Here is a 23,307-nt window from a genome sequence, read left to right on the forward strand (position 1 = left end):
TGATCGTCTACCATTGAGCGTTGAGATTCATTTCTATATTTCACTTCACTTTTTCCTACCAATTACACGCTATTTTCGCACGCGAGCTTTCAATTCATTAGCTACACTTGAAGTTGAATATCAACTAACTTTGAAGCAGTGGAAAGGAGGGCGTAGCATTGACTATAAAACTGCAAATGAATGAACAATTTGGGCATATGGTTGAATCTATCTATTCTCAATTAGAGAATCATCCTTATTTTATACAAATCGCTCAGATAAGAGTGTGAAATTGTATTGGGCGGCTGCTGAAGATGCTTACGGCGTAGATCATTATGACGTTTATCAAGAGGGGATAACAGAGCCAGTCGGAACTGTTCAGGCTTCTAGTGGAGTTCGTCAGTTGGTAGTAACGGGACTGGACCCGCTAACGGATTACAGCTTCAAGGTCATTGCAGTAGATGCATCAGGGAATCACTCGGCGCCTTTAGTATCGGACAGCTTAAAGACGAAAGCTACGGAATCGAGTGAAAGTGGTAACCCTGGTTCCAATTCAACATCTCAAGTTGCACCTACTCCTACTAAACAGCCAGCAGCTACTGGTAACACAATAACTATTAGCTCAGTCTTGCAAGGAGATAAAGCTTTTGCCGAGATTCAGGAAGAGGATATTAATCGCATTTTAGCTAGCAATCCTAATAGCAACATTAATGTTGACGTTACTGGCAATGCGACTGCAAAGGGCTTAGCAATCACTTTACCGGCAACACTTGTTGCGAAAGATCGAGGAACGGGAACGTTAACGATTCAGACACCATTCGCTAATTTCGAAATCAATAAAGGTTTGTTGGAACAGCTTACGGCAGCTCTTGACCATCAGAAGATAGTTCTGAACATACAACCGTCAACAGCATTGTTAGCGATTCCTTCAGTAGGAGACCGTACGACATATGATATTTCACTTATGTTGGATGGCAAGAGAATTACTTCGTTACACAATATTTTAAAGATATCTTTACCGTATACAATCCGAGCTGGTGAAGTGTCTGACGCTATCGTTATATACCAGTTAGGCGCGGATGGTAAGGCGGTCATTGTGAAAAATGGAATATTTGATCCTAAGAGTGGACGCATTACATTCCATGTGAACAGCCTTGGAACATTCGGTATTGGTGTCCGGTCAATAACCTTTAGGGATCTAAGTCTGGTACCTTGGGCAAGTGAAAGTATTATCGGGCTTACCGCAAGAGAAATCACAAAGGGTGTGAATGAGAATTATTTTGCTCCTAAGCGAATCATCACACGGGCGGAGTTTCTGCAAATGCTCATGAATAGCTTGAATTTGGTTCAAGCAAATGTCAGTCCACACTTTAAAGATGTCTCCGCAAGCGATTGGTATGCGGAAGCGGTTAGTTCAGCTGCAAAGTTAGGTATCGTCACTGGTTTTGATGACGGTAGCTTCGGTGCCATTCGATTAGATGATAATGATTTACTATTCTCGGTATACCTACCGTGGATCGCCCTTATTAATTGGAATAGCTGCTTAAATCAGCTTATGCCGATAATCCCGAACAAACTGTCGCACCGTAAGCGGTTTTCTGCCTAATAACTGCTCCAGATCAGGCGTTACTTTTTTGGCTAGACCGATTTTGGCTGTGAAATAGATGCCAATCATGACTGTAATGAAAGTAGAGGGTATACCACTTTTCTTCATACGTGCCCGAAATTTGCGTACAGACGGATTGGAATAACGAACGGGTACTCCCGTTTCCTCGCTAATGATCCGCGCGACCTCATCATAGCTGAGCGCCTCGCTCCCGGTTAACGAGTAGCCCTTATTCTCATGACCTGACTGAGTTAATACCTTAGCTGCAATCTCGGCGATATCCCTAACATCAATAAAGCTTGTTCTTCCATGACCTGCCGGTACAAAGATTTCACGATCTTCTTTCAATTCTTTGCCATGCTGGGTATATAGATTCTGCATAAAAAAGCTCGGTCTTAGAAAGGTATAGGGAATCTTTGAAGCTATAATTAGCTTTTCGATTTTGCTGTGCGGCACAATTGGATTCTTCTCCGCACCAAGAAGCGATAGAAATACAATATGTTGGACGTTGTTTGCGACGGCGGCTTCAATTAATGGCTTGAAATAGCGTTTGGCATCGGCCAGCTCGGGTGGACGAACAAAAAATAGCTTTTGGACCCCTGATAAAGCCTGATGAAAGGTTTCGGGGTTCTCAAAATCCAAATAGACATCCATTGTGCCTTGCCTACGTGACGTTACACGATACGCTGCTCCACTATTCGCCAGACACTTAACGACTTCACTTCCGACTAGACCAGATGCTCCAATAACTAGAATCATTTAATTATCATTCCCTTTTGTGTTTATGATGATCTGCTGAAGAGCAAAAGTTAGAATGGCTTGCTGCTCTGCGGATATACCTCTCAACGACTCTTCTAATACGGCATCAGCCAGGTGATCGAGCTCTTTAACCAATTGGGAACCTTCCAAGGTTAGCGAGATTAGTTGGGAGCGCTTATCCTGCGGATGGGGTTGACTGATAATAAATTGCTTGGCTTTCAAACGATCCAGAATTCCCGTAATGGTCGGACGCTCGGCACCCATCTGCTCGGCAATTTGAGCCGGGGTGGTGCCCGATTCATACAATGAAATATTCTTTAGCATAGCCCACTGCGTGGAAGTTAAATTGTAGGGCTGCAATCGCTGCGATATGGCCAACTTCAGTGAAATGCTGGCTTTGGATAATAAGTAGCCGATATTTTTATTCAAAACTAACACCTCCAATGTAGTTAGTGCGCTAATTACATAATTAGTGTACTAACTACATTCCTTGTTGTCAAGGTAAGAAGCTAACTACGAGCTACATTCACCAGGTATATTCTCACGTGAATCGGATAGCTAAAGGTAAAGAGAAGGTTAGACGATCCAACACAGCTCAGCAAAACAGGAACAACGATCCTCACATCCAGTTGATATAATGAAATCACCGTACGGGGGAAGGTTGGTGCTGCACTTGAATTACAGTAAAGATATAGAGAAATGTGTTGAATATATTGAAGCTCATATCAAAGAAAATATTACAGTAGAAGAAATAGCCGCTGAGGTCGGATATTCGGTGTATCATTTTTGCCGAGTGTTCAGCTTATGCAAGGAAATGTCCGTGATGGAATATGTGCGGAGCCGGAAGTTATCTTTAGCGTCGATTGAATTATTTGCCGGTAAAAGGATCATTGATATCGCGCTGGACTATGGTTTTGAGACGCAAAGCGGATTTACTAAGGCTTTTCGTAAGGCTTTTGGCTATAGCCCGACACAATATGCCGCACGGATGGACGGATTTACTAAAGGAACAACACTATTTGAAATCGGAGGTTTTATAATGAACCCTGTTATTGTTCGCAAGCCTGCATTTAAGGTCGCTGGTTATGGGATTCAAACCAATGTTGCGGGAAGTATGTACACCAAGGATATTGCTTCTTTTTGGAGCCATTATGAAGGTGAGAATCTGGAGTCCAAAATGTATGAAATACTAAACCCGCCTAAACACGGAGAGGTCGGTTTGTGTATTCCTTCTTCGGATAATGGCAATGCCACCTATCTTCTAGGTGTTATTGTAGAGGACTACTCCAAGGTGGAAGAGGATATGCTGACGATGGATGTACCGGAAGCTGAGTATGCCGTGTTCACAACCCCGCCAGTGGATACTTCAACGGATACAGAGCAAATACAGTTTGCACAGGTTATAAAAAGCACTTGGAAGTATATCTTCGAAGAATGGTTTAAGGACAGCGGCTACGTCTATGATGACAGTAAGCTGGATTTCGAATTCTATGACGAACGCTGCCATTCGCGGCCGGATACGGTGATGGAGATTTATGTTCCTGTGAAAAAATCTACAAAATAATTTGAACGAAATAAAAAAGCAAAGGGAAAGGCTCCTCGGTGACGACAGCAACTACGGGAATGTTTGGACTTTCGGTCGCTGTTGTCTCCAGATGTTCTTGATTTTTACCGCTTATGCGGATAACAACCGAAGACAAAGGCGAGCGCTACGCTCCTACAGTTCCAAACTTCCCCTACGTTACTTTCACCTCAGCAGCATTTGCTATGTTCTAATTATTCAGTCGATACGGGGTGTCGACACAAGAAGGTCCGCAGCGGGTTATACGCTGCGGGCTTTTTAACGTGCTAATAATACAAGCATCTGGAGCGGATCTAATAGACAAGAAAACAACATATCATGATCGACAAAATAAGACACCTATGTAAAAAACAGTATGATATGATCGCTATGAATTCTCTAGCACTATTGAACTAATAGTTAAAGGATTAGAAGTATCTGTAGTTCATTTTATACATAAATAGGAGGAGTAAAGTGATAACTAAACAGGTTTTATTAAAGAAAACTATCGTATTCATGCTTATTGTTTGTCTTACCTCATTACCTTTCGGTACGATTTTTGCAAGTAAGGCTTCTGATATTCAAGGGACTTGGGCTGAAGCGCAAATTACGAAATGGATGGAGAAAGGACTAGTTTCAGGTTATCCAGACGGGGATTTTAAACCGGATCATTCGATTACAAGAGCTGAATTGGTTGTGCTAATCAATAAGTCTTTTGGATTTGTTAAGACAGAGGAGCATTCTTTTAAAGATGTAAAAGCTTCAGATTGGTATTATTCAGGTCTTTTAGTGGCGAATGCGGCAGGATACATACAAGGTTATTCAGATGGTTCATTCGGACCTAATAAGAAGGTCACACGACAAGAATTTGCGGTGATTATTAGTAAATTACTTGCACTGTCCTCTTCAGATTCAGCTAATAAGTTTAGCGACACATCAGCTAGTCCTGTATGGAGTAAAGGGGCTATAGGGTCTGTATACGATAAAGGAATCATGTCGGGGTATTCGGATAATACCTTTCATCCAGAATCCTTTGCTACTCGTGCAGAGGCTATTGTAATCTTGGACAGATCCTTAACGATCAAGAATGAAGCTTCTATAGGAAGTCTCTCGTATGATACAGCGGGAACTTATGGTCCTTTAACAGGGAATGAGAAGGTAAGTCAAAACGTAGTCATTAACTCTCCTGATGTAACACTAAGAAACATGACGATCACGGGTAACTTATTACTCGCAGAAGGAATTGCCGAGGGAGATGTATTGTTAAAAGATGTCACGGTTAACGGTATTACTACGGTTAAAGGTGGGGGAGCACACAGTATTCATTTTGAGAATGCTAAACTAACCTCGGTGATTGTTGATAAGAAGACAGGGACGATTAGAATTGTTGCTATTGGTTCAACAGTTATTGAGAAGCTCCAGGTTCAATCAGCGGCAACCATTGAAGCTGCTAATGGAGTGAGTATTCAAACTTTGATTCTTAACGCGAGCACGAATGTTATAGGGACTGGGACGATTGTTCATGCAATAATAAATGCACTCGGAATTATTATGGAACAGGCCCCACGTAATTTAGAGGTAGGAAAAGATGTACCCTCAAATGTGAACTTAACTATAAATGGTATACTTCGAGCAGCATCAACGCCTACACAGACTCCTGCAGGAGTAACATCTGGTTCTTCTGGATCGTCAGGCGGATCGGCACCGGGTGGATCGTTACCAACAGCTGAGCCGGCATCAACCGAAACACCGGTAACTACACCAACGCCAACACTTATTGTATCTCCATCACCAACGCCAATGCCGACATTTACACCTGAAGTGACACCACCAACAAGCACGCCGGGACCAGAGAATAATGTATTTGGGACTGTTACACGTGCAGATGGTAAAGAATTATTTAATAAGGGCACTCTTTATTTAGTTAAAGTTCAAAATGGTATCAACATTGGTTACGAAACAAGTGTAATTGACGGGAAATTTGATGTTAAACTGCATGATGGAGATTACCAAGTTACAGGAATTTCTGATTCGAACTCATCTGAATGGATTTCGTTGTATTATACCTTTAAGGTTTCTAATGAGCAGCCTAATTCAAGTTCCCTTGATATTGTAATTCCAAAGGGACATGAAGGTAGTGTTAAATTTCAAGATGGTACATCAATAAGTAATGGTTCGTTATCTGTTTCAAGGATAGATCCTTACTTATCTGTTAATTTCAATGCACGAATAGTCGAAGGGAAATTTACTTTGTACTTACCGGATGGGATTTATCTAGTTAATAATCAGATTAATGATGTAACCCAAGAGCAAATTTCACTAAATTATAACCTCAAGATTGTTAATGGTCAGATCGAGCCAAGTCAACTTGCCATAGTGATTCCTCCTAAGACTACTGGGACTATCGCTAGGGCAGATGGATCAGTTGTATCTTTGGGAACACTGATGGTGCATAGAACAGACACTCCTGAGGTTCAAGGTTATTTCGCACAGGTTCGCGAGGGAGAATACAGCCTGTATTTGCCTGACGGTAACTACCAGGCAGATAGTTTTTTCGTCAATAATATCGCTAATAGAATTTCAATAGATTATAAGTTCAAGGTGATTAATGGTAAGACAATCCCAAGTCCGTTGGCAATTACGATACCTAAAGCATATGTTGGTAGTGTTCAAAATGCGGATGGAAGTGTTATAACAAATGGACTTATAACCGTATATAAGACTAATGTTGATGGTTCCCAGTCCTTTTTCACTGCATCTATTTACCAAGGGAAATTTACACTATTTTTGCCTGAAGGTGCCTATCAATTAAGTTATTTGTCTAGCGGCATAGAAGAAATACGGATAAATTATTCTTTTATAATAGCCAATGAACAACCTGAACCGAATCCACTGAATATTATAGTGCCAAAGAAGTATACGGGGACCATTAGTTCTGAGGGGGGATCACAGGTAAATGGATGGCTCGGCCTTGTTTCTACTAGTTCCGAGAAGCCTGCTACTAAATATTTCTTCCAAGTAAAGAATGGAGAATTTAACCTTTACTTACCGGAGGGTTCTTATGAAGTTAGTACATTTACTGATTTGAATCAAAATCAAACACCGCTAAGCTTTCCTATTACAATAGGGAAGGAGCAGACTAGTCCGATTTCAATCCATATAGCATTACCTCAAAAAAATATTACAGGTACTTTAACCTATTCAGATGGATCGAACTTAGCGGACGGATTGTTTTTTGTGAATAGTACGGAGTCGGGATCTACTTTTCAGTTAACAGTTTCAATTATTGATGGCAAATTTGATTTTTATTTACCTGATGGTAACTATAGAGTAATGTCCCATTTAAATTTAACGGACAAAATATCCACCTTTATCGGAACTAATTTCACGGTTATTGATGGGAAGTCTAACCCGGGTCCAGTCGTTATAGTAGTACCCTTGCCAGAGTGGTAATAACATAACAACAATAATGAAGAAGGCCCACAGAGTACTGACGCTCTGTGGGCCTTCGTTAAGCTAACCCCTAAATAAACTTCCGCTGTACTTTCTTGCCATCATACGAAAACCTAGCCTTTTTGTCCTCCACAACGGTCTGTAGATGAACGGTCCGACCCCATAACGAATAGATGTGCGGGAGCGTGCGCTCCAAATACTTCAGATCCAGCTCGATACTTTCGTAGCGGTGGGTTATAAATAACTCCCCATTCTTCTCAAAGTCAGCATCCTCTATGACCAAGTAAGGAGACCCGCCGTTGACGCGGGCAAGAACCAGTTGATCCCGTACATTTTCCCATGCTTTGTCGGTGATTTTCCATTCCGGCCCTTTTTTCTCAAAAACATAAAGATCGAGGTCGTTCACCAGTTCCTTGGACAGATAACTGCGGATAAAAGAGGTATCGGATTCCAGCTCGCGTACCTCAAATATTTTCTCGCGGTCCCAGCGGCGTTCGATGTCTTCGAAGATCTTCAGCCCCAGATAGTATGGATTCAGGCTTTGCCGTGAGGGCTGCACGACGGAGGAATTCAGTTTAGCATATTCTACGGTTTCCTCAACGGTTAGATCCAGTTCGCGGACGATACGCTGATGCCAGTAGGAAGCCCAGCCTTCGTTGAGCTAAGGTGCTTTTTTTATTGGAAAATATTCGGTGATATTAAGCAGGTATATAGTCCCGCTTTGTCGAATAATGACTGATACTAATTGGATAAAGGTGGGGATTTTGTTGCAATATAATGGTGCACGATGGTGGAAATTTGATTTTCATACACATACTCCAGTTTCCATAGATTATGGCAAAGGTCCTAAGCAGGAATTACTTAAGGGACGTACTGCTAAAGAGTGGTTGTTGGATCATATGGAAAAGGAAATCGATTGTGTTGCCGTTACTGATCATAATTCAGGAGAATGGATTGACACGTTGAAAGCAGAACTTGATAACATGCGGGAAGAAAGAGTTGAAGGCTTTAGAGAATTAACAATTTTCCCTGGTGTTGAAATAACAGTTCATGGGAATATTCATTTATTGGCTATTTTTGATCCTTCTGAATCATCATTACATATAAATAAATTGCTGAGTTCTTGTGATTATGATGGCACGTTCGGAGATTCGGATAGTTGTACTACAAAGTCGTTTAATGATGTAGTAGATATTATTCATAAAATGAGAGGGTTGGCGATTCCTGCTCACGTAGATACAATAAGAGGATTATTTGTTGAGCAAGAAGGGAATACGTTAAAAAAATGTCTAGAGGCAAATGCACTTTTAGCAATACAAGTATGTGATTTGAGTGCCCGAAAACCACAAATTTATCATGAATCGAAGTTGAATTTAGCAGAGATTGCGGGATCCGATAGCCATCATCCTGAGAATGTTGGATCCAGCTATACATGGGTTAAAATGGAACTTCCTAATCTAGAGGCGTTACGGTTAGCCTTACATGATGGAGAAGATGGAATAAAAAGAAGTGATAGCACTAATGAAAATCCAAATGATTTACAAAAAAGATTTTATATCCAGAATTTAGAGATAATAAGAGGTGCTAAAGCAGGTAGATCAACTCCTCTTCAAGTGAATTTTAGTCCTTGGTTAAATACAGTTATTGGTGGTAGAGGTTCTGGTAAATCAAGCATTATTGAATATATGAGACTTCCTTTAGATAAGACATCAGGATTACCCAAAAAAGTAGAAGATGAATTTAAGGAATTTAATCAAATACCTAAAGAACGTGGAAAACCAGGAATGCTCACTGCAGATACAACTATTAGAGTGGAAATGTATAAGGATGGGCGAAGTATAGCCTTAACTTGGTGTAATAATAAAATTACTGAAGAACATAAAAATGAACAAGGTGATTGGGAGAGAAAAGACCAGAGCAACAATATCGATTCAAGGTTTCCAATTAGAATATTTAGTCAAAAACATCTATATTCATTGACAGAAGATCCAAATCATATTTTGAGTATTATTGATCAACAATTTGATAAAAAGAAATGGACAGAAGTAAGAGAAGAATTAACACAAAAATTCTTGCAGTCAAGGAATAAACAACGTGAATTATATTCGAGAATTAATACAAAAGGCAATTTAAAATCTGAGCTTGATGATATCTTAGCAAAGATGAAAATATTTGAAGACTCCGGACATAAAGAGTTATTAGAACAATATCAGCAAACTCAATCATTAAATGAAAAAATCAGTTACGAATTGGAGAAGGTCGATAAATTTACAAGTGCTATTGAAGAAATATGTGATGATATCCCGGTGTTAGAGTTTAATGAAGAGGCTTTTTTGGGGCTAGGTCTAGATTCTATAGACCGACTAAAGCTTGAAGCTGCAGAATATAACAAAATAACTTCACATTTTAAAGAGCAACTTGAGAAGTTAAAGGAATTTAAAGATCATTTAACTGAGACTGCTAAAATTATTCCATGGCAAACTGAACGGATGAAACATCAAGAAAAATATAACGAGTTTGTAAAGCGTCTTGAAGAAAAAGGCGAAAAAAATCCAAATGCTTATGGATTACTTGTTTCTAGACAGAGAGAGCTTGAAGAGAAAATTAATGAAATTGAAAAGATTGAAGGGCAGTTGAAATTACAACAAGAGGAGACAGGTAAGGTTTATAGAGAAATCGAAATTCATGAGAAAAAGTTAAGAGATGAGAGAGAGAAAGCAATAAAAAGTTGGCAAGGTTCAAACCCTCATATTAGAATACATCTTGTAATTATGGGTAATATTTCAAACTCTGAAGAAACCTTTAGAAGCATGATTAGGAGAACAGGAGTTGAGTTTGCAAAAGATATATTGGAACGAGATGATGAGGGGAATCCAAGGGGAGGAATTATATTTAATTTAATTAACGCCGAAGATCCTTGGATAAAACGTGCTGAGATTTTAAAAAATGTACTAGTTGCAAATGAACAAGATACAAAAGGATTTGGTAAACTATTTGCAAAGCATCTTGTATCACAAAGGTCTAATACTCCTGAAGATACAGATAGAATGTTTCTATGGTTTCCAGAGGACAAAATAGATTTAAAATTGGTAACAAATCGAAAAGAAGAAGACATTGAAACAGGGTCAGCAGGACAAAGAACGGCTGCAATGTTATCGCTTATGTTGCTATTAGATGATTCTCCAATAGTGATTGATCAGCCGGAAGAGGATCTTGATACAAAACGAATTACTGACCTTGTTGTAACTAGTTTAAGAGAGTTTAAAAAGAAACAACAAGTTATTGTAATTACCCATAATCCTAATATTCCTGTAAATGGCGCTGCAGAAAATATTATTCAAATGAATTTTGCTGGCGGTCAAATACAAAAGCAAATTAATGGTGCATTACAGAAAACGGATGTTCGTGAAGCAGTGTGTGAAGTTATGGAGGGAGGAAAAGAAGCATTAGATAAACGGTATTTCAGAATATCAAAAGCACTTGAAGAATAGAAAATAAACAAACTGCCGACTAAGTAGTCGGCAGTTTGTTTATTTTAAATACCACCACTGGTGTTGAATAAGCTGATTTTAAATCTTGTAAATTCATTTTGTATCCAGTGAAAATGCCTTCAATCTTTGAATAGTAAGAATCAGCTTTATCAAGACTCTCCCATCTAGATATTTGTTGTGCAAGTTGTTTGGATTGTAGTTCTTTTATCTCATTCATCGTTAAAATAATGAACATTCGGTTCAACCCCATTCATATTAGTTATTTTGTACAAGCGTATGAAGTTTAAGCGATTAATATTCTACTCAATAACCGAGTTATTTGGACCGTATCATTATACTTACCCAATAACCGAGAAACGTTTACCATCCTAAAATCCTGTCCATACTAGTGAATAAATAAACCGGACAAATCCCAGTGTACAAGCACTTTCTAGGCACTTTGTCTCGGTAGCCGGGTAGGCTACCGATCGGGTGCCTATCTCGTTACCGAGATTTTGGCACCCGCGAAGGACAAGCTAACCCAATAGCCGAGAACTTGTCCACTACCGGAAATGTTAACCGTGACAACTAAAAAACCGACCGTCTTAGTTAAGACAGTCGGTTAACTGATGGTCGTTCTTACAAGGCTGCTTCTGGTTTGGATGGCTATATCTCCAAGGGTCACTACATTCTTGCTATCAATGGTTTTGGGAGTAAATGTAGCTTGCACAACCAGATAGGTAATCATTTTTCGGATATCGTTATTATTGTCGTCACTTGTCATGATACTCATGGATTTAATATTGCGCGTGATTTCATCTTCATTCCCCTCGATCAGTTCGAGGTAGTGAGTGTTCTTGTCTAACTGATTAATTTCTGTTTTCAATTGTTTGATCTGGCAGGAAAGGTGTTGTTTCTGCAAAGTCAGGATTTGAACCATCTTGGTGTTATCGTCGTTGGTTTCAAGATCTTTCACTAATGACGCGAGGCGTTTGGATTGATCTTCTGCCATTTGCAGTTGATGTTCTGCTTCATTTAACTCGATCTTGGTCCTACTCAATCGATCAGTAACGAGAAGACGCTCTTTCAACAACTCGTTATATACATCCAAACCAACGGTTTCTAGATTTTGAGATTTCAAATTATTCAATACAGCATCAATGACGGAATGCATCCGATATGACTCGATTTTATATTTGCAAGTCGGGCAACAATACCACTTTTCTCCGTAATGCTTGTTTCGTTTCTTATCAAATGTGGTTTGATCTTTACCAATCAAAATACTATTACAGACTGAACAATTCAGCAGATTGCTTAGAAAGAAGCTCGTTTTGTACATTTTTGGATTGAGATTTCCGGTCTTTCTCTGTTCGAAGATCGCCCAGTTTTCTTTCCATTCATCCAAGCTCATAATGGGCTCGATTAAATCACTTTTAATCATTAACCAGTTTTCGATTGGAGTAATTGAATTTCTTGAGCGTTCGGATTTACGATGATGAGACATGTAACCAGCGTAAAATGGGTTCGTTATAATCCATCGTACAGTTGCTTTACTAATGGATTTACCAGATTCATGGCTGATTAAATGTGCGATGGATTGGAAACCTTCTCGATTGCGGTATAACTTATACACACTCCTTACAATTGTTAACTCTTCTTCGCATTGAGAAAAGGTTTTGTTTATTTTGTCATAGCGGTAACCAAAAGGTGCTTTACCACCAGTCCATTTTCCTTTTAATAAAATACTCTTAGAGGTATCGCGGGTACGAATTCGAGTATTATCGACTTCCATTTTGGAAGTTCCATCCTTGATGAGATCAACGATAAAATCCCCAGAGTCATACAAACTCTCAGAGCTGCTAATAACAACTGGAATATTGTAACCGGCTAAAATCATTCGAATCATCTGATGCTCCATCGGATTTCGTGCAATACGGTCATGATGATTAATCAAGACAAAATCAAATTTGCGGTCAATCGCTTCTTTAAGAAGAAGGGAGATTCCATCTCGGTCATCTAACTTCTTTTTTCTAGCGGAGACGCCAGCATCTTCGTATTCATGGGTTATTGTGCATCCATATTTTTTGGCAAATTCATATGCCATAGACCGCTGGGTTTCCATCGTTTGTTTATCCGTAGAATGGCGTCCGTAAAAAGCGCCCCTCATCCCAGGCTGTATAAGATTAGCTAACGCCAACATTTATATTCACAACCTTTCCCTTAAATGGATCCCGAAATTGGATACGAAGTGAGGGATAGTCGATTTCGATTCGAAAGACAATGTCCCGAATGAACTCTTCTCGTTCGCTATTGTTATAAGAGAGAATCTCCGTTGTTAAATCAACTGATTGTTGCAGCTCCTTTATTAGATGGAACTGTTTCTGCAATTCGTCAAGCTTCAGGGGGTAATAATATTGCAGCTCCTCTTCCCGACGAATACAATTGTGCAGGTATAATAATATATTCTGTAAATCTGGTGTTGGGGATTGAAGCCATGTTGCAGTATCTTCATAAAGTCTCTGTTTAAATATCTGAATCTCCTTTTTGCTCTCAGCAATAGAGTCTTTGTAGAACTGAATCAGGTCCCCATGTGTTAGCTGGTACAGTTCAGGAAAGTAGGTTTGAAACTGCGCTGTGATGAATTTTGTAGACTCCTCCAAAATCATTTCTTCCAGCAACTCAGGAGTGAGACGGATGTAATTATGCTTCTTACAAGTGTAATATTTCCTTGTACTTACATCCGTTATTTCTTTGCCAAACATGGCATTGTCACACTTGCCGCAAAATAGCAGATCATCAAGAATCATAGGGGCTCGACTGGTTTTTCGAGAGCGAGTTTGGATAAGATTATTCATTCTTTCCTGTGCCATACTCCAAGTTAATTCGTCAACGATACGAAGCCTTTCATTCTCAATCTCAACATACTCACCAAATTCCTCGATTTTTCGAATGCCTTTATAAATCGTGTTTCCAATCAAACTTTGGATTCGATTGTAATCCCACTTGGTAGGAAACCAATCATGTCGCTGTATATCTCGAACAAAGTCCGAAAATGTGCCACATTTGGTCTTAATAATCGCATTATAGAGTTTATAGATCGTCTTTGCCTGATCCGGATGTTGACCATAATTCTTGTCCTTATCTACAACGTAGCCATAAGCAATCCGTCCTTGTGCATGTTTCCCTTGTTTCGTCATCGTATATTTTGTTTCTTTGATGCGTTGAACAATCTGATTGGCTTCACGTTGATTGAAACCTGCGATGATCAGCTCGAAGAATTCCCCGGCTGGAGAGTATTGGATCGGTATTTCATTATCGGCGGTGAATACAACCGTGATTTGCTTGGAACGGAACAGTTCAAATAGCTCCATCGACTGTACAACATTTCTGGCTAAAGGATCACGCTTATAAACGTAAACCGTTGAGACTAGACCACTTTCTATGTCGTGAATTAAACGACTTAAATGTGGTCGTTCGTCAATCTCGGTCTTTCTTGCCGATACAGCTTCATCTAGATATAGATCGTCGAATAAGAAGCCCTTCGCTTTGACTTTTTCAAGAGCAAGAGCCTTTTGCATATCAATGGAATGCTCCTGCGTTTTAATAGAAGATCGAGCATACAATACCGTTTTGATTGCTTATTCACTCCTCTTCAGGGGTTTGGTCAACATGTTCGGCGATAAGTTGCTTCTTCAATAGATCGACGTATAGTTCCATCCACTTTCGAGCGGCGAGCGGATCGTGGATATGAGTAATGGACGAAATTTGTAACTCAGTGGTACGTGTTCTTTTGCGGTTCAAGGTGTTATTCCTCCTAAGGTGGTGATGATGAAGATGGGCGATTTTGGACAACAGCTAAGGCAGATAAGACAGCAGAAAGGGGTTGGGCTGAATGAGTTTGCCAAAGAGATAGGGGTGTCACCCGCGTACTTAAGCAATCTGGAAACGGGTAAAACACAGACCATTCAGCTAGAAATATTGAGTAAGTTGCAACAAGAACTACATATGATTATTGACAAAGATGTTTCCGAGAACGATCCTACACTGTGGCGTACTGAGCGCATAGGTGAGTTACTGTTGGACTTGCAAAGTACCAATCCGACTGCTGCTGATTACTTGATGACGATGGTGGAACAAGGAGTTGAGCTATTCACAGTCGGATCATGTGACATCCATTAAGTTGTCCCAAACATTGGGAAAGTATTCATATTAATAAATAAGTGTTTACGATAATGAATAAGCTCCCAATGAAGAGGAAAGCCTAACCCTTGTACAAGGAGTTAGGCTTTTGGCGTTTCAAACTTCATTTCTGAACTGGATCATTTTGCGCCATTGTTATTTGGTAACTTGAACGGTTGTCCCTGCCGAATTTCTGCTGTAGCCAAATGTCCGCTGCTGCATGTTTTAGACGAATTTCGAAATCGTTGAGGCGACTCAATAGAAGCTTTGAGAATGAGTGCTCTTGCAGGTCAGTCAATGATGAAAAGCTGCTCTGTTCTTCATGATGCTCAATTGTAAAGCGGACTTTGAGTTGTCCCATAACATCACCTCGATCTATTCTATGCGGCAAGGTTGAAGGGACAACCCCTTGATTTTAGTTATATACAACAGGAGAGGATAAGTAAGAATAGGAGGTGAGTCATGAGCGGAAACCAACGGAAAAACGAGGCGTGTAACTTGCATGTGGCTGTGTACTGCAGGTTCTCAACAGATGAACAAACACGAGAGGCTGTCTCACTGGATAAACAGCAGGAAAGGTTGAAATCTTTGTATCGATCAATGGGATGGATGGTTCAGGTTCAGCTTTTTACCGCTGATGGTTATTTGGCTAAAAAAATAGATCGTCTAGAGTTAAAACGATTACTAAACTTGGATCATGAGGTGATTTAACATATATATAACAGGACAGGCATAGGTATGAATAAGGGGTGAAGTCATGAGCGGAAAACAAAGGGAAGATGAGACATTTAACCTCAGATTCGTGGCTGTGTACTGCCGGGTCTCAACGGATGAACAAGCACGAGAGGGTGTTTCACTGGATGAACAGCAAGAAAGGTTAACAGCATATTGTCGGGCAATGGGTTGGACTGATCAGGTTCAACTTTTTGTCGATGATGGCTATTCAGCTAAAAACTTGGATCGTCCAGAGCTAAAACGATTACTGAATGCAGTGAAGAGTGGAAGCGTATCTCGAATCATGGTTACCAAGCTCGATCGGATGAGTAGAAGATTATTAGATTTACTTAATATAATCGACATGTTCCAAAATTTCGAGGTATCTTTTGTATCCATTAGCGAATCATTTGATACCAACACTCCATCTGGTCGTCTTACACTGCAAGTTCTAGGGGCTGTTGCGGAGTTTGAGAGGGAGCGAATTCGGGAACGCGTATTTGAAAATATGTTTCACGCCGCTACTACTGGGAAATGGTTAACGCAAAGCCCGTATGGGTATGACCTAGTGGACAAGTCCTTAGTGATTAATGAAAAGGAAACGGAGATAGTAAGGAGGGTGTACGACTTGTATTTGAATGAGGGGCTCGGGTTTTATTCTATAGCAAAGAGATTAAACGAGGAGGGTATTCCATCCAGACAGCGGAAAGAGTGGTCAATTCGAGCCATTAAGTTGATGTTAACGAATCCCGCTTATAAAGGTACATTGGTCTGGAATCGGATAGATTCGAGCAAATCAAAACGTAAAGACAAGGATGAATCGGAGTGGGTAAACGTGGAAGATTGTCTACCTGTCATTATAGACAAACCGCTGTGGTATCGTGTGCAGAAGCGAATGGGGCAGACTACCATGGCTCCAAGAGCACAAACAAGCCCTCATCTGCTGGGGGGCATGCTGAGATGTGGAAACTGCGGTTCGGGTATGAGCATCGGATTTTCGGGTTCTCTTGCCAGAAGATATCGGGTGTATCGTTGTTCAGCTAATAAGAATAAAGGGACTTGCACCAGCAGGCAATATAGGGCAGATTCTGTCGAGGAATGGTTCAAAGAAGGTTTATTACAGCTCGTTGAAGATAATTCCAGCTTACTTATGGTTTTGGCTAAGGAATCGTTCGTGAAAGGTGAGCGGGAGCAGCTAGAACATAAGGTAAACACGGCAAAAGCACGTTATAAGCGGAAGATCGAAGCGTACACCTCTGGACTAATTGAATTAGGCGATTTGAACGAAGAGAAGACTAGATTGGATGAAATATTATCTGATTTGGAGAGAATGTCTCATAGTGAAGTCAAGACAGTGGATATGGGTGAGGTTCAGAAAGAGCTAAACGATAAAGTGAATAATATCATTAGCGCTATAAATTTGCTGCCGGTCGAGCAAGCGAAGGGGATTATTCAAACGTTGATACAATATGTGATCGTTCACGGGGATGAGGATATTGAAATTAAACTACAGCCGTTATAAGCAAGAATGAAGTAACCCCCTCCAAGTTGGAAGGGGGTTACTTTCTTTCCTATTCAGCTATCGGGGGTTCGTAGCCAAGCATCTCTTCAATATCTTCATACTTATCTGGGAAATCGAAGCCTTCATCATCTTCGGGTAAGTGGATCTCATGGTCGTCTATAGTTAATTGTTGTTGACCTCTTGGACGTCCTCTTTTACGGGGGGTGACATTAGGATCTTCTTTGGGCGCTTTACGCTGAGACAATAGGAGAAACTCAGTTTCTTTCTTGGCAAACTCCAATTTTAGTTGTTCCACTTCTAGTTTTTTCTCATATTCCATGCGCAGAAGATCGATCTGATGCTGCTGCATCTGACATTGTTGCTTGAGGGCTTGATTATCTGTCGTTAGGCTCTGGATTGTAGCAGGATAGTCAGAGGATACCCACTGAGCTCGTTCATGTTTTAGAGCATCTATTTCGGCTTCTCTATCAAGCAGGGATTTCTTTAATGTTTTGCAGAGATCGTCAAGTACGCCGCTTTGCTTCTGTAGATCCGTCAGATTATTCTTGTGCTGATTTGTCAACTCTTCTGTATCAATTAGTTTTGATTCTAAACTTTTACACAACTGATCGCTTTGTCGAAGTTGCTCCTTTAGCTCATCAAATGTTCTTATTGATTCGGCTTCTTGATGTGCTGCATCATCGGCTGTTTTCTTCATCATTTGTACGATGGTTTCTTGAACGCGTGTTAGGTTCTGTACGATATAGTCCAAGTCGTTGGCGTATCGTTTGCTACCGTCCTGATTTCTTAACTGGTGTAAATCATAAATAGAGAGCATATGCTGGAACCACTCTTTTTGTGTGCTGAAGTCCGAATCTTTGAAGAGTTGATCGATCTTTTCCTTTAGTTCTGGAGCAATCTTAACTCCGAATGTTGGATCTGCCATATTTTCTACACAGCTCCTTGGAATGGTTAACTAAGTAACCGTTGATATGATTGAGGTTAACCGGTTATTGAAGTTAACTTTATAGTCAATGTTCCTTGTTTTATGTATACGCTTGGAATTTTCAAATATGAAGGTTTTAAAGGCGGCGATGTCGAATGTTCCCTATTAATCTATTACCATTGAACTAGAGAGAGGTGATTATAATTGAAGAAAACCATAGAAGCTAATGAAATGTCGGTAATGCGTTTATTTTCGGTTGGAAATGAACAGTTTATTGTCCCTGTATACCAAAGAAGATATTTATGGGGCAAAGATCAATGGATGGATTTATGGAATGATATTCAGAACATAGAAGTTGGGGAAGACCACTTCCTTGGTTCTATAGTGGTTATTAATCCTCAGCATAATATTGAAATTAATCAATTTGAAGTAGTTGACGGGCAACAACGATTAACTACGCTTTCCTTGCTTATTGCTGCTTTGCGTGACAGTTTGATCCAGAGCGGAGGAGTACAGGAAGTATCGATCGGAGAGGCTCTTCATGGATATTTACATAGTTCTACCATGTTTAATAAAAACTTACCGAAGCTTATACCAGGAAAATTAGACAGGGATGATTTTGCAACAATTGTTGATCGGAAAATAAAAGAGATGACGAATTCGAATATGTATTTGGCTTATCAATTTTTTAAAGGTCTTTTTTTCGAGCAAAATGATTTGGTCGAATTAGCAAAGACGATAACTGGATCATTGAAGGTAGTTTTAATCCAGGTGATGTCTCATAAGGATGCATTTAGATTATTTGAAACTCTGAATGATCGAGGATTATCTCTCTCGGCAGCAGACCTGATTAAAAATTATATTTTAAGTAAAGCTGCTCGTACTTCCGAAGATGAACTTGATGATATCGTTGAAACTTGGGATGAAATAGTTGAGCTTGTTGGTCAGTTGGATCACCTTCGTTTCTTTAGACAAGTATTGTTGTCCAAAACAGATGGCATATTTTCGTTTAATAAATTATATGATCGATATAAAACCGTAGTTGATAAGTCAGATTCTATTGTAGATATGGTAGATGAACTGAAAGAGTACGCCGTTTTTTATAATCAAATATGTACAGCCACTACAAAGTATCCATCCGTTAATGAAAAATTACGAGCGATAAACGCAATTGGGGCAGCGACCAGCTATACACTCTTGTTGAAATTACTCAAAAACCAAGTGACTGAACAGCAACTTGTATCCATTCTTAACCAAATTGAGACATTTGCATTGAGGCGAGCTATTTGTAGTTGGTCGACGAACAACTTAGATCCAATATTTAATCATTTGGCGCTCAATACCCCAGTTGATACTAGTTGTGTAGAATATGTAAAAGGGGTACTGACAAGGGCTGACTATATTCCATCGGACGCAGATTTTGTTGCAAATTTAAAAACGAAGAACTTTAGACAAGATGATCAATGCAAGTACATACTGGAGCGGATTGAGGATTACCATGTAAACTTCAGTAAAGAAAAAACCATAGCAAACCGATCCTTTGTCCATATCGAGCATATTATGCCAAAAACGATCAAATCCAAGAGTAGTAAAAAAGAATACGGAGATTGGGAGACGTATTTGGGGAATGATGCAGCTTTACATGATGTCTATGTTAATAAAATTGGGAATCTGACTCTACTTGGTTCAAGCTTAAACATCTCAGCATCCAATAATCCTTTTGAAGAAAAAAAGAAAAATTATGAGCAATCATTGATCGTAATGACTAAACAACTGATGAATTACTCGAAATGGGATATCGCAACAATTCAGGAACGGACAGAAAAGCTAGCTGGCATCGCAGCAGGGATCTGGAAGCTGTAAGTAATAAACATAGGATGGAGATGTCATAGATGAAAGAAGAAATCGTATTATTTAAGATCCATAAAGGTCTTATAGACCGAGATCATTATGAAGCTACACGAAAGCATTGGAGAATGAGCAAGAAGCGTATCAAATACATTAAGTATGCAGTAGGTATCAATCAGGGCAAGGTCGAGTGTGTTTATCAACCCACTAGTTGGGGAGTTGTAGAAGAAGGAGAACTTAAAGGGAGACTGCTATTTGAAGGTAACGTGGCGAGCTCTGACATTATTCAAAAATTGCAACGTGCTCAAGATCAACTGCTAAAGAAATTTGGGGCAGGAAATCCTGTGGCATATATTTCACTATCTGAAGTAGAATAAGATCGAGCTAGACTGCTTATCGGCAGCTTAGCTTTTTTTGGTATTTCGAAACAGTCCTTTTAAATTAAAATCTTAATAAAGTAAGACGAGTAAATGGGGCTAATGTCGAATAGACAAATATTATAGTCGGGGATATGTTCCCTACATTGTGAAAATATGGTACTATTTAACTATATATGATTACCTATTTTCAATAGACTAATGAGATGAAAGGCAGGCGCGTATGGACGCAACTTTGTTTTCGGATGTGAAGGAAGCATCCTATTTATCTACGAAAAAAACGTACCGTTATCGCCCAATCATAAGGTATATGTACGAACAAAAACGTATTTTTAATACCGAAGTTTTACCAAACGAAATTTTTAATTATTTGATACAATACCCTCAGTTCGGCGATTACACTATGGAAGAGTTGTTCGCCGATTTAAACGCACTTGTGAAGAGTAACAATTTGACAGAGATTCCGGATAACACTGAAGTCGAAGGCATTGAAGAGTTCAAAAGAAATCGAAGATTATTTGTCTTGACGGATTTTACTTTTGAAATCGAAAAAATGCTGACGTCATTCGAAAAAAACTTTCATCGTATCGGCACCTCGTTGGAGCCAACACTTCCAGAGAAGCTTTACAACGCACTGCATAGACTTCGTGATTTTAGCCGAAGAAAAAACATGGATAAAGAAGATTTAATTTTCCTGAACGAAGTTTGGGAAGATATGTTCGATAAATTTTTGAAATTAGATAACAATGCCTCAATGTATTTGTCCCACATAAATGCAGAAAAATTAGAGGTGATTATGGCACAGCCGGATGCCTTTATTGTCTTTAAAGACGAATTTGTGGCATATTTAACTAATTTTATTATTGGATTAAAGAAAAATGCGCCTTACATCGAGCAGCTCCTACGGGATATTGAAGATCCGGGATTTGCTATTTTGAAAAAATATTTAATTCAATTTCAACGCACAATTCCGAAGACGGAGGTTATTCCTGACAGTGACTTCGAAATGGCGTACGACGAAATCTGGCTAGGTGTCACGCACTGGTTCATCTCTAGAGACGAAAAAGAAAGCAAAGTGCGGCAATTGGAAAGACGAACGAATAATTCGATTGTGCGTGTTACGAAACTTGCGCAGCAAGCTGCTGAACGACAATTTTATACGCGCAATCGCAAAACCGATTATTTGCACCTGGCTAAAATAGTGCATCAACAAAACAACCTGGAAGAGGCAGGTGAATTATTTAGTTTTCTTTTTGGGTTCGATAACATTAAACATTTCAAAACAAACGGAAAAGAAACAGACTCCGCTAAATATACGATTTGGGACTGTCAGCCAGAAGAAGTGGACATCACATACCGGGCGAAGCAGCCTACGGATAAACAAACAAAGCGTAGCCTAAAAGTTCCGGCGATGGGTGAAGAAGCGTTGCAACGTAAACGAATGCTGGAGGCACAACAGGATTACGAAGAAAAAGAAATAAAAAAGCTGCTGAATTGTAACTATTTGGCGCTTCGCGAATTAGGTACTGTTGAGCCCTTCATTCGTAATGCTATCTTGACCTGGATAAACAAGGGGATGTTGTCCAAGATGCAAGATTCGAACATATGCGAAGGAAGAACGGAACATGGCGTCAAGTTTAAGCTTGCGCACGTAAGCGATGATATTATCGAACTGCATTCTCCTGATGGGATACTAAAATTACCCGATTATGAATTTACCTTTAGCGAGGTGAAATAAACGATGAAGAAACTTACGGATGAATACTTGGAATGTATTCAGCGGCTGTTGGATGATTTTTGGGTTCTGCGTTTCGAAAACGAAGAGCTCTTTTTTTACATCAGACAATACGAACACGAGCTTCGGACCTACTTTAAAGATACATTCCGGTTTAAACTCGTTGTAGGGAGCGACTTTGCGAAGCTTGAGAAATTTCAGCTTACGCCGCACCCGGATATGGGCATCGAAGTTTTTAAAGAAAACAAAGACTATGTTTTCTTTTTCTGCTTGCTCGCTTTCCTAGAAGGCAAAACGACACAGCAATTCACAATATCGGATGTTTGCGAAGCAATCGTTTCGTATTTTCCGGAACGAATCGGCTCAGACGGACTCCCTGAAACGACACTCATCACTTGGAAAGAAGCAGAAGGGTACTACAATCGTTTATCGTTAATTCGGGTTTTGAAAGAGGCGGAACGAAGACATCTAATTATTGTGGTCGACAGAGAGTTGGACGGATTTCGAAATTCAGATTCTAACGATGCACTTTTGAAGAGCACCGGTCTTGGTAAATATTTTATTCGTAATTTTGGCTTCGATATTACGAAGGCAAATTCACTAGACGATGTTATTTTGATGCAAACGGATCAAGAGAAGGGACTTGGTATCGAAACCAAACACAAAATGTACCGACGGCTGTTTTTGGAGCCAGTGATGTATAAAGATGAAGCGCAGGGGCTGGAGTTTGATTACTTGCGCACCTACGGTCACCATATCGGTGACCACGCGGATAAATATTACGATATGAATTTTGAACTATATCTCAACACTGCGATGCTCACACGAAGAACCAGCCGGAGAAATGAATTTACTTTTCCAGCCGACAATGCGGAATCCAACTTGGTCGTTCAATTTGCTAGCGAAGTTCGCAGTCTTTATATTGACGAGTCTATTAATCCCCCAGCAAATGGAAAAATCTCACTATCTGTGGCACTCATAGAAGGCATTGTTCGTACACTTATCGAACAAAAAAGCAGTAAATGGACAGCCACATTAAAAGCCCAAAGCGTTCATGAATTAATTATGACCATAACTAAATTTCTGTTTAAATGGAATTTGGCTCGCCCATTAGATGATGGCGGACTCATGCTGTATGACGCTACGGTTCGCTTCGACGAAAAAATAACATCCTAAAAG

Annotated in this window: 19 protein-coding genes and 1 pseudogene; 11 read left to right on the top strand and 9 right to left on the bottom strand. The window is 39.8% G+C overall.

The window, feature by feature from the left end:
- Positions 1 to 265 precede the first annotated feature (265 nt).
- Entirely contained in the window at positions 266 to 1,585 is a 1,320-nt protein-coding gene (locus NSU15_RS08805; RefSeq protein WP_339289935.1) for an S-layer homology domain-containing protein, read from the top strand.
- Here the strand turns inward: NSU15_RS08805 and NSU15_RS08810 are convergent.
- Positions 1,523 to 2,344, bottom strand: coding sequence for an SDR family oxidoreductase (locus NSU15_RS08810; RefSeq protein WP_339289937.1), 822 nt, complete (start codon positions 2,342 to 2,344; stop codon positions 1,523 to 1,525). The two genes, NSU15_RS08805 and NSU15_RS08810, sit on opposite strands and share 63 nt — an antisense overlap.
- Positions 2,345 to 2,773, bottom strand: coding sequence for a MarR family transcriptional regulator (locus tag NSU15_RS08815; protein ID WP_339289938.1), 429 nt, complete (start codon positions 2,771 to 2,773; stop codon positions 2,345 to 2,347). It lies immediately after the preceding gene.
- A 208-nt stretch (positions 2,774 to 2,981) separates the two neighbouring features.
- On the opposite strand from NSU15_RS08815, the gene NSU15_RS08820 reads away from it, so the two are divergent.
- Both NSU15_RS08820 and NSU15_RS08825 read left to right on the top strand, forming a co-directional pair.
- Complete coding sequence (locus NSU15_RS08820; protein WP_339289940.1) at positions 2,982 to 3,908, top strand: AraC family transcriptional regulator; 927 nt, start codon at positions 2,982 to 2,984, stop codon at positions 3,906 to 3,908.
- 471 nt (positions 3,909 to 4,379) lie between these two features.
- Positions 4,380 to 7,358 carry an S-layer homology domain-containing protein gene (locus NSU15_RS08825; protein ID WP_339289942.1) on the top strand — a complete coding sequence of 993 codons (2,979 nt, stop codon included), beginning with the start codon at positions 4,380 to 4,382 and terminating at the stop codon, positions 7,356 to 7,358.
- A 70-nt stretch (positions 7,359 to 7,428) separates the two neighbouring features.
- On the opposite strand, the pseudogene NSU15_RS08830 reads toward NSU15_RS08825, so the two are convergent.
- Positions 7,429 to 8,019: pseudogene (locus NSU15_RS08830) on the bottom strand (SpoVR family protein); the annotation flags it as partial.
- A 106-nt stretch (positions 8,020 to 8,125) separates the two neighbouring features.
- On the opposite strand from NSU15_RS08830, the gene NSU15_RS08835 reads away from it, so the two are divergent.
- On the top strand, positions 8,126 to 10,849 hold the full coding sequence (locus NSU15_RS08835) for a TrlF family AAA-like ATPase (protein WP_339291292.1): 2,724 nt from the start codon (positions 8,126 to 8,128) through the stop codon (positions 10,847 to 10,849).
- Positions 10,850 to 10,868: 19 nt separating this feature from the next.
- Here the strand turns inward: NSU15_RS08835 and NSU15_RS08840 are convergent, their stop codons facing one another.
- The 4 genes from NSU15_RS08840 to NSU15_RS08855 form a co-directional block, all read right to left on the bottom strand.
- Entirely contained in the window at positions 10,869 to 11,066 is a 198-nt protein-coding gene (locus tag NSU15_RS08840; RefSeq protein WP_339289943.1) for a hypothetical protein, read from the bottom strand.
- A gap of 384 nt (positions 11,067 to 11,450) precedes the next feature.
- Positions 11,451 to 13,028, bottom strand: coding sequence for a recombinase family protein (locus NSU15_RS08845; protein ID WP_339289945.1), 1,578 nt, complete (start codon positions 13,026 to 13,028; stop codon positions 11,451 to 11,453).
- A complete protein-coding gene (locus tag NSU15_RS08850; RefSeq protein WP_339289947.1) occupies positions 13,012 to 14,451 on the bottom strand; it encodes a recombinase family protein in 1,440 nt (479 codons plus the stop codon). Before NSU15_RS08850 ends, NSU15_RS08845 begins: the two co-directional genes overlap by 17 nt.
- A 19-nt stretch (positions 14,452 to 14,470) precedes the next feature.
- Positions 14,471 to 14,629: a hypothetical protein gene (locus tag NSU15_RS08855; RefSeq protein ID WP_339289949.1), complete on the bottom strand. Its 159-nt coding sequence runs from the start codon at positions 14,627 to 14,629 to the stop codon at positions 14,471 to 14,473.
- Between the two features lie 24 nt (positions 14,630 to 14,653).
- Here NSU15_RS08855 and NSU15_RS08860 point away from each other — a divergent pair, with 24 nt between their 5' ends.
- On the top strand, positions 14,654 to 15,007 hold the full coding sequence (locus NSU15_RS08860) for a helix-turn-helix transcriptional regulator (protein WP_339289951.1): 354 nt from the start codon (positions 14,654 to 14,656) through the stop codon (positions 15,005 to 15,007).
- A gap of 124 nt (positions 15,008 to 15,131) precedes the next feature.
- Here the strand turns inward: NSU15_RS08860 and NSU15_RS08865 are convergent, their stop codons facing one another.
- Positions 15,132 to 15,368 (bottom strand): hypothetical protein, encoded by a 237-nt coding sequence (locus NSU15_RS08865; RefSeq protein ID WP_339289953.1) that lies wholly within the window; start codon positions 15,366 to 15,368, stop codon positions 15,132 to 15,134.
- A 101-nt stretch (positions 15,369 to 15,469) separates the two neighbouring features.
- On the opposite strand from NSU15_RS08865, the gene NSU15_RS08870 reads away from it, so the two are divergent.
- Together NSU15_RS08870 and NSU15_RS08875 are read left to right on the top strand one after the other, a co-directional pair.
- Positions 15,470 to 15,718: a recombinase family protein gene (locus NSU15_RS08870; RefSeq protein ID WP_339289955.1), complete on the top strand. Its 249-nt coding sequence runs from the start codon at positions 15,470 to 15,472 to the stop codon at positions 15,716 to 15,718.
- 46 nt (positions 15,719 to 15,764) lie between these two features.
- Complete coding sequence (locus NSU15_RS08875) at positions 15,765 to 17,243, top strand: recombinase family protein (RefSeq protein ID WP_339289957.1); 1,479 nt, start codon at positions 15,765 to 15,767, stop codon at positions 17,241 to 17,243.
- 49 nt (positions 17,244 to 17,292) lie between these two features.
- Here NSU15_RS08875 and NSU15_RS08880 read toward each other — a convergent pair whose 3' ends face one another.
- Positions 17,293 to 18,168: a hypothetical protein gene (locus NSU15_RS08880; protein ID WP_339289959.1), complete on the bottom strand. Its 876-nt coding sequence runs from the start codon at positions 18,166 to 18,168 to the stop codon at positions 17,293 to 17,295.
- 204 nt (positions 18,169 to 18,372) lie between these two features.
- Here NSU15_RS08880 and NSU15_RS08885 point away from each other — a divergent pair, with 204 nt between their 5' ends.
- From NSU15_RS08885 to NSU15_RS08900, 4 genes are all read left to right on the top strand, one after another.
- A complete protein-coding gene (locus NSU15_RS08885) occupies positions 18,373 to 20,031 on the top strand; it encodes a DUF262 domain-containing HNH endonuclease family protein (RefSeq protein WP_339289961.1) in 1,659 nt (552 codons plus the stop codon).
- Between the two features lie 29 nt (positions 20,032 to 20,060).
- Complete coding sequence (locus NSU15_RS08890) at positions 20,061 to 20,393, top strand: hypothetical protein (RefSeq protein ID WP_339289963.1); 333 nt, start codon at positions 20,061 to 20,063, stop codon at positions 20,391 to 20,393.
- Between the two features lie 223 nt (positions 20,394 to 20,616).
- Positions 20,617 to 22,131, top strand: coding sequence for a TIGR02677 family protein (locus NSU15_RS08895; protein WP_339289965.1), 1,515 nt, complete (start codon positions 20,617 to 20,619; stop codon positions 22,129 to 22,131).
- Positions 22,132 to 22,134: 3 nt separating this feature from the next.
- Complete coding sequence (locus NSU15_RS08900) at positions 22,135 to 23,304, top strand: TIGR02678 family protein (RefSeq protein WP_339289967.1); 1,170 nt, start codon at positions 22,135 to 22,137, stop codon at positions 23,302 to 23,304.
- Positions 23,305 to 23,307 lie beyond the last annotated feature (3 nt).

The organism is Paenibacillus sp. FSL E2-0201, assembly GCF_037963325.1.
Lineage (GTDB): Bacteria > Bacillota > Bacilli > Paenibacillales > Paenibacillaceae > Paenibacillus_AQ.

Coding starts and splice junctions, on each gene's coding strand:
- NSU15_RS08810 (WP_339289937.1), bottom strand. CDS start 2,344: ATGATTCTAGTTATTGGAGCATCTGGTCTAGTCGGAAGTGAAGTCGTT.
- NSU15_RS08820 (WP_339289940.1), top strand. CDS start 2,982: ATGAAATCACCGTACGGGGGAAGGTTGGTGCTGCACTTGAATTACAGT.
- NSU15_RS08840 (WP_339289943.1), bottom strand. CDS start 11,066: ATGAATGAGATAAAAGAACTACAATCCAAACAACTTGCACAACAAATA.
- NSU15_RS08845 (WP_339289945.1), bottom strand. CDS start 13,028: ATGTTGGCGTTAGCTAATCTTATACAGCCTGGGATGAGGGGCGCTTTT.
- NSU15_RS08860 (WP_339289951.1), top strand. CDS start 14,654: ATGATGAAGATGGGCGATTTTGGACAACAGCTAAGGCAGATAAGACAG.
- NSU15_RS08865 (WP_339289953.1), bottom strand. CDS start 15,368: ATGGGACAACTCAAAGTCCGCTTTACAATTGAGCATCATGAAGAACAG.
- NSU15_RS08870 (WP_339289955.1), top strand. CDS start 15,470: ATGAGCGGAAACCAACGGAAAAACGAGGCGTGTAACTTGCATGTGGCT.
- NSU15_RS08875 (WP_339289957.1), top strand. CDS start 15,765: ATGAGCGGAAAACAAAGGGAAGATGAGACATTTAACCTCAGATTCGTG.
- NSU15_RS08880 (WP_339289959.1), bottom strand. CDS start 18,168: ATGGCAGATCCAACATTCGGAGTTAAGATTGCTCCAGAACTAAAGGAA.
- NSU15_RS08890 (WP_339289963.1), top strand. CDS start 20,061: ATGAAAGAAGAAATCGTATTATTTAAGATCCATAAAGGTCTTATAGAC.
- NSU15_RS08895 (WP_339289965.1), top strand. CDS start 20,617: ATGGACGCAACTTTGTTTTCGGATGTGAAGGAAGCATCCTATTTATCT.
- NSU15_RS08900 (WP_339289967.1), top strand. CDS start 22,135: ATGAAGAAACTTACGGATGAATACTTGGAATGTATTCAGCGGCTGTTG.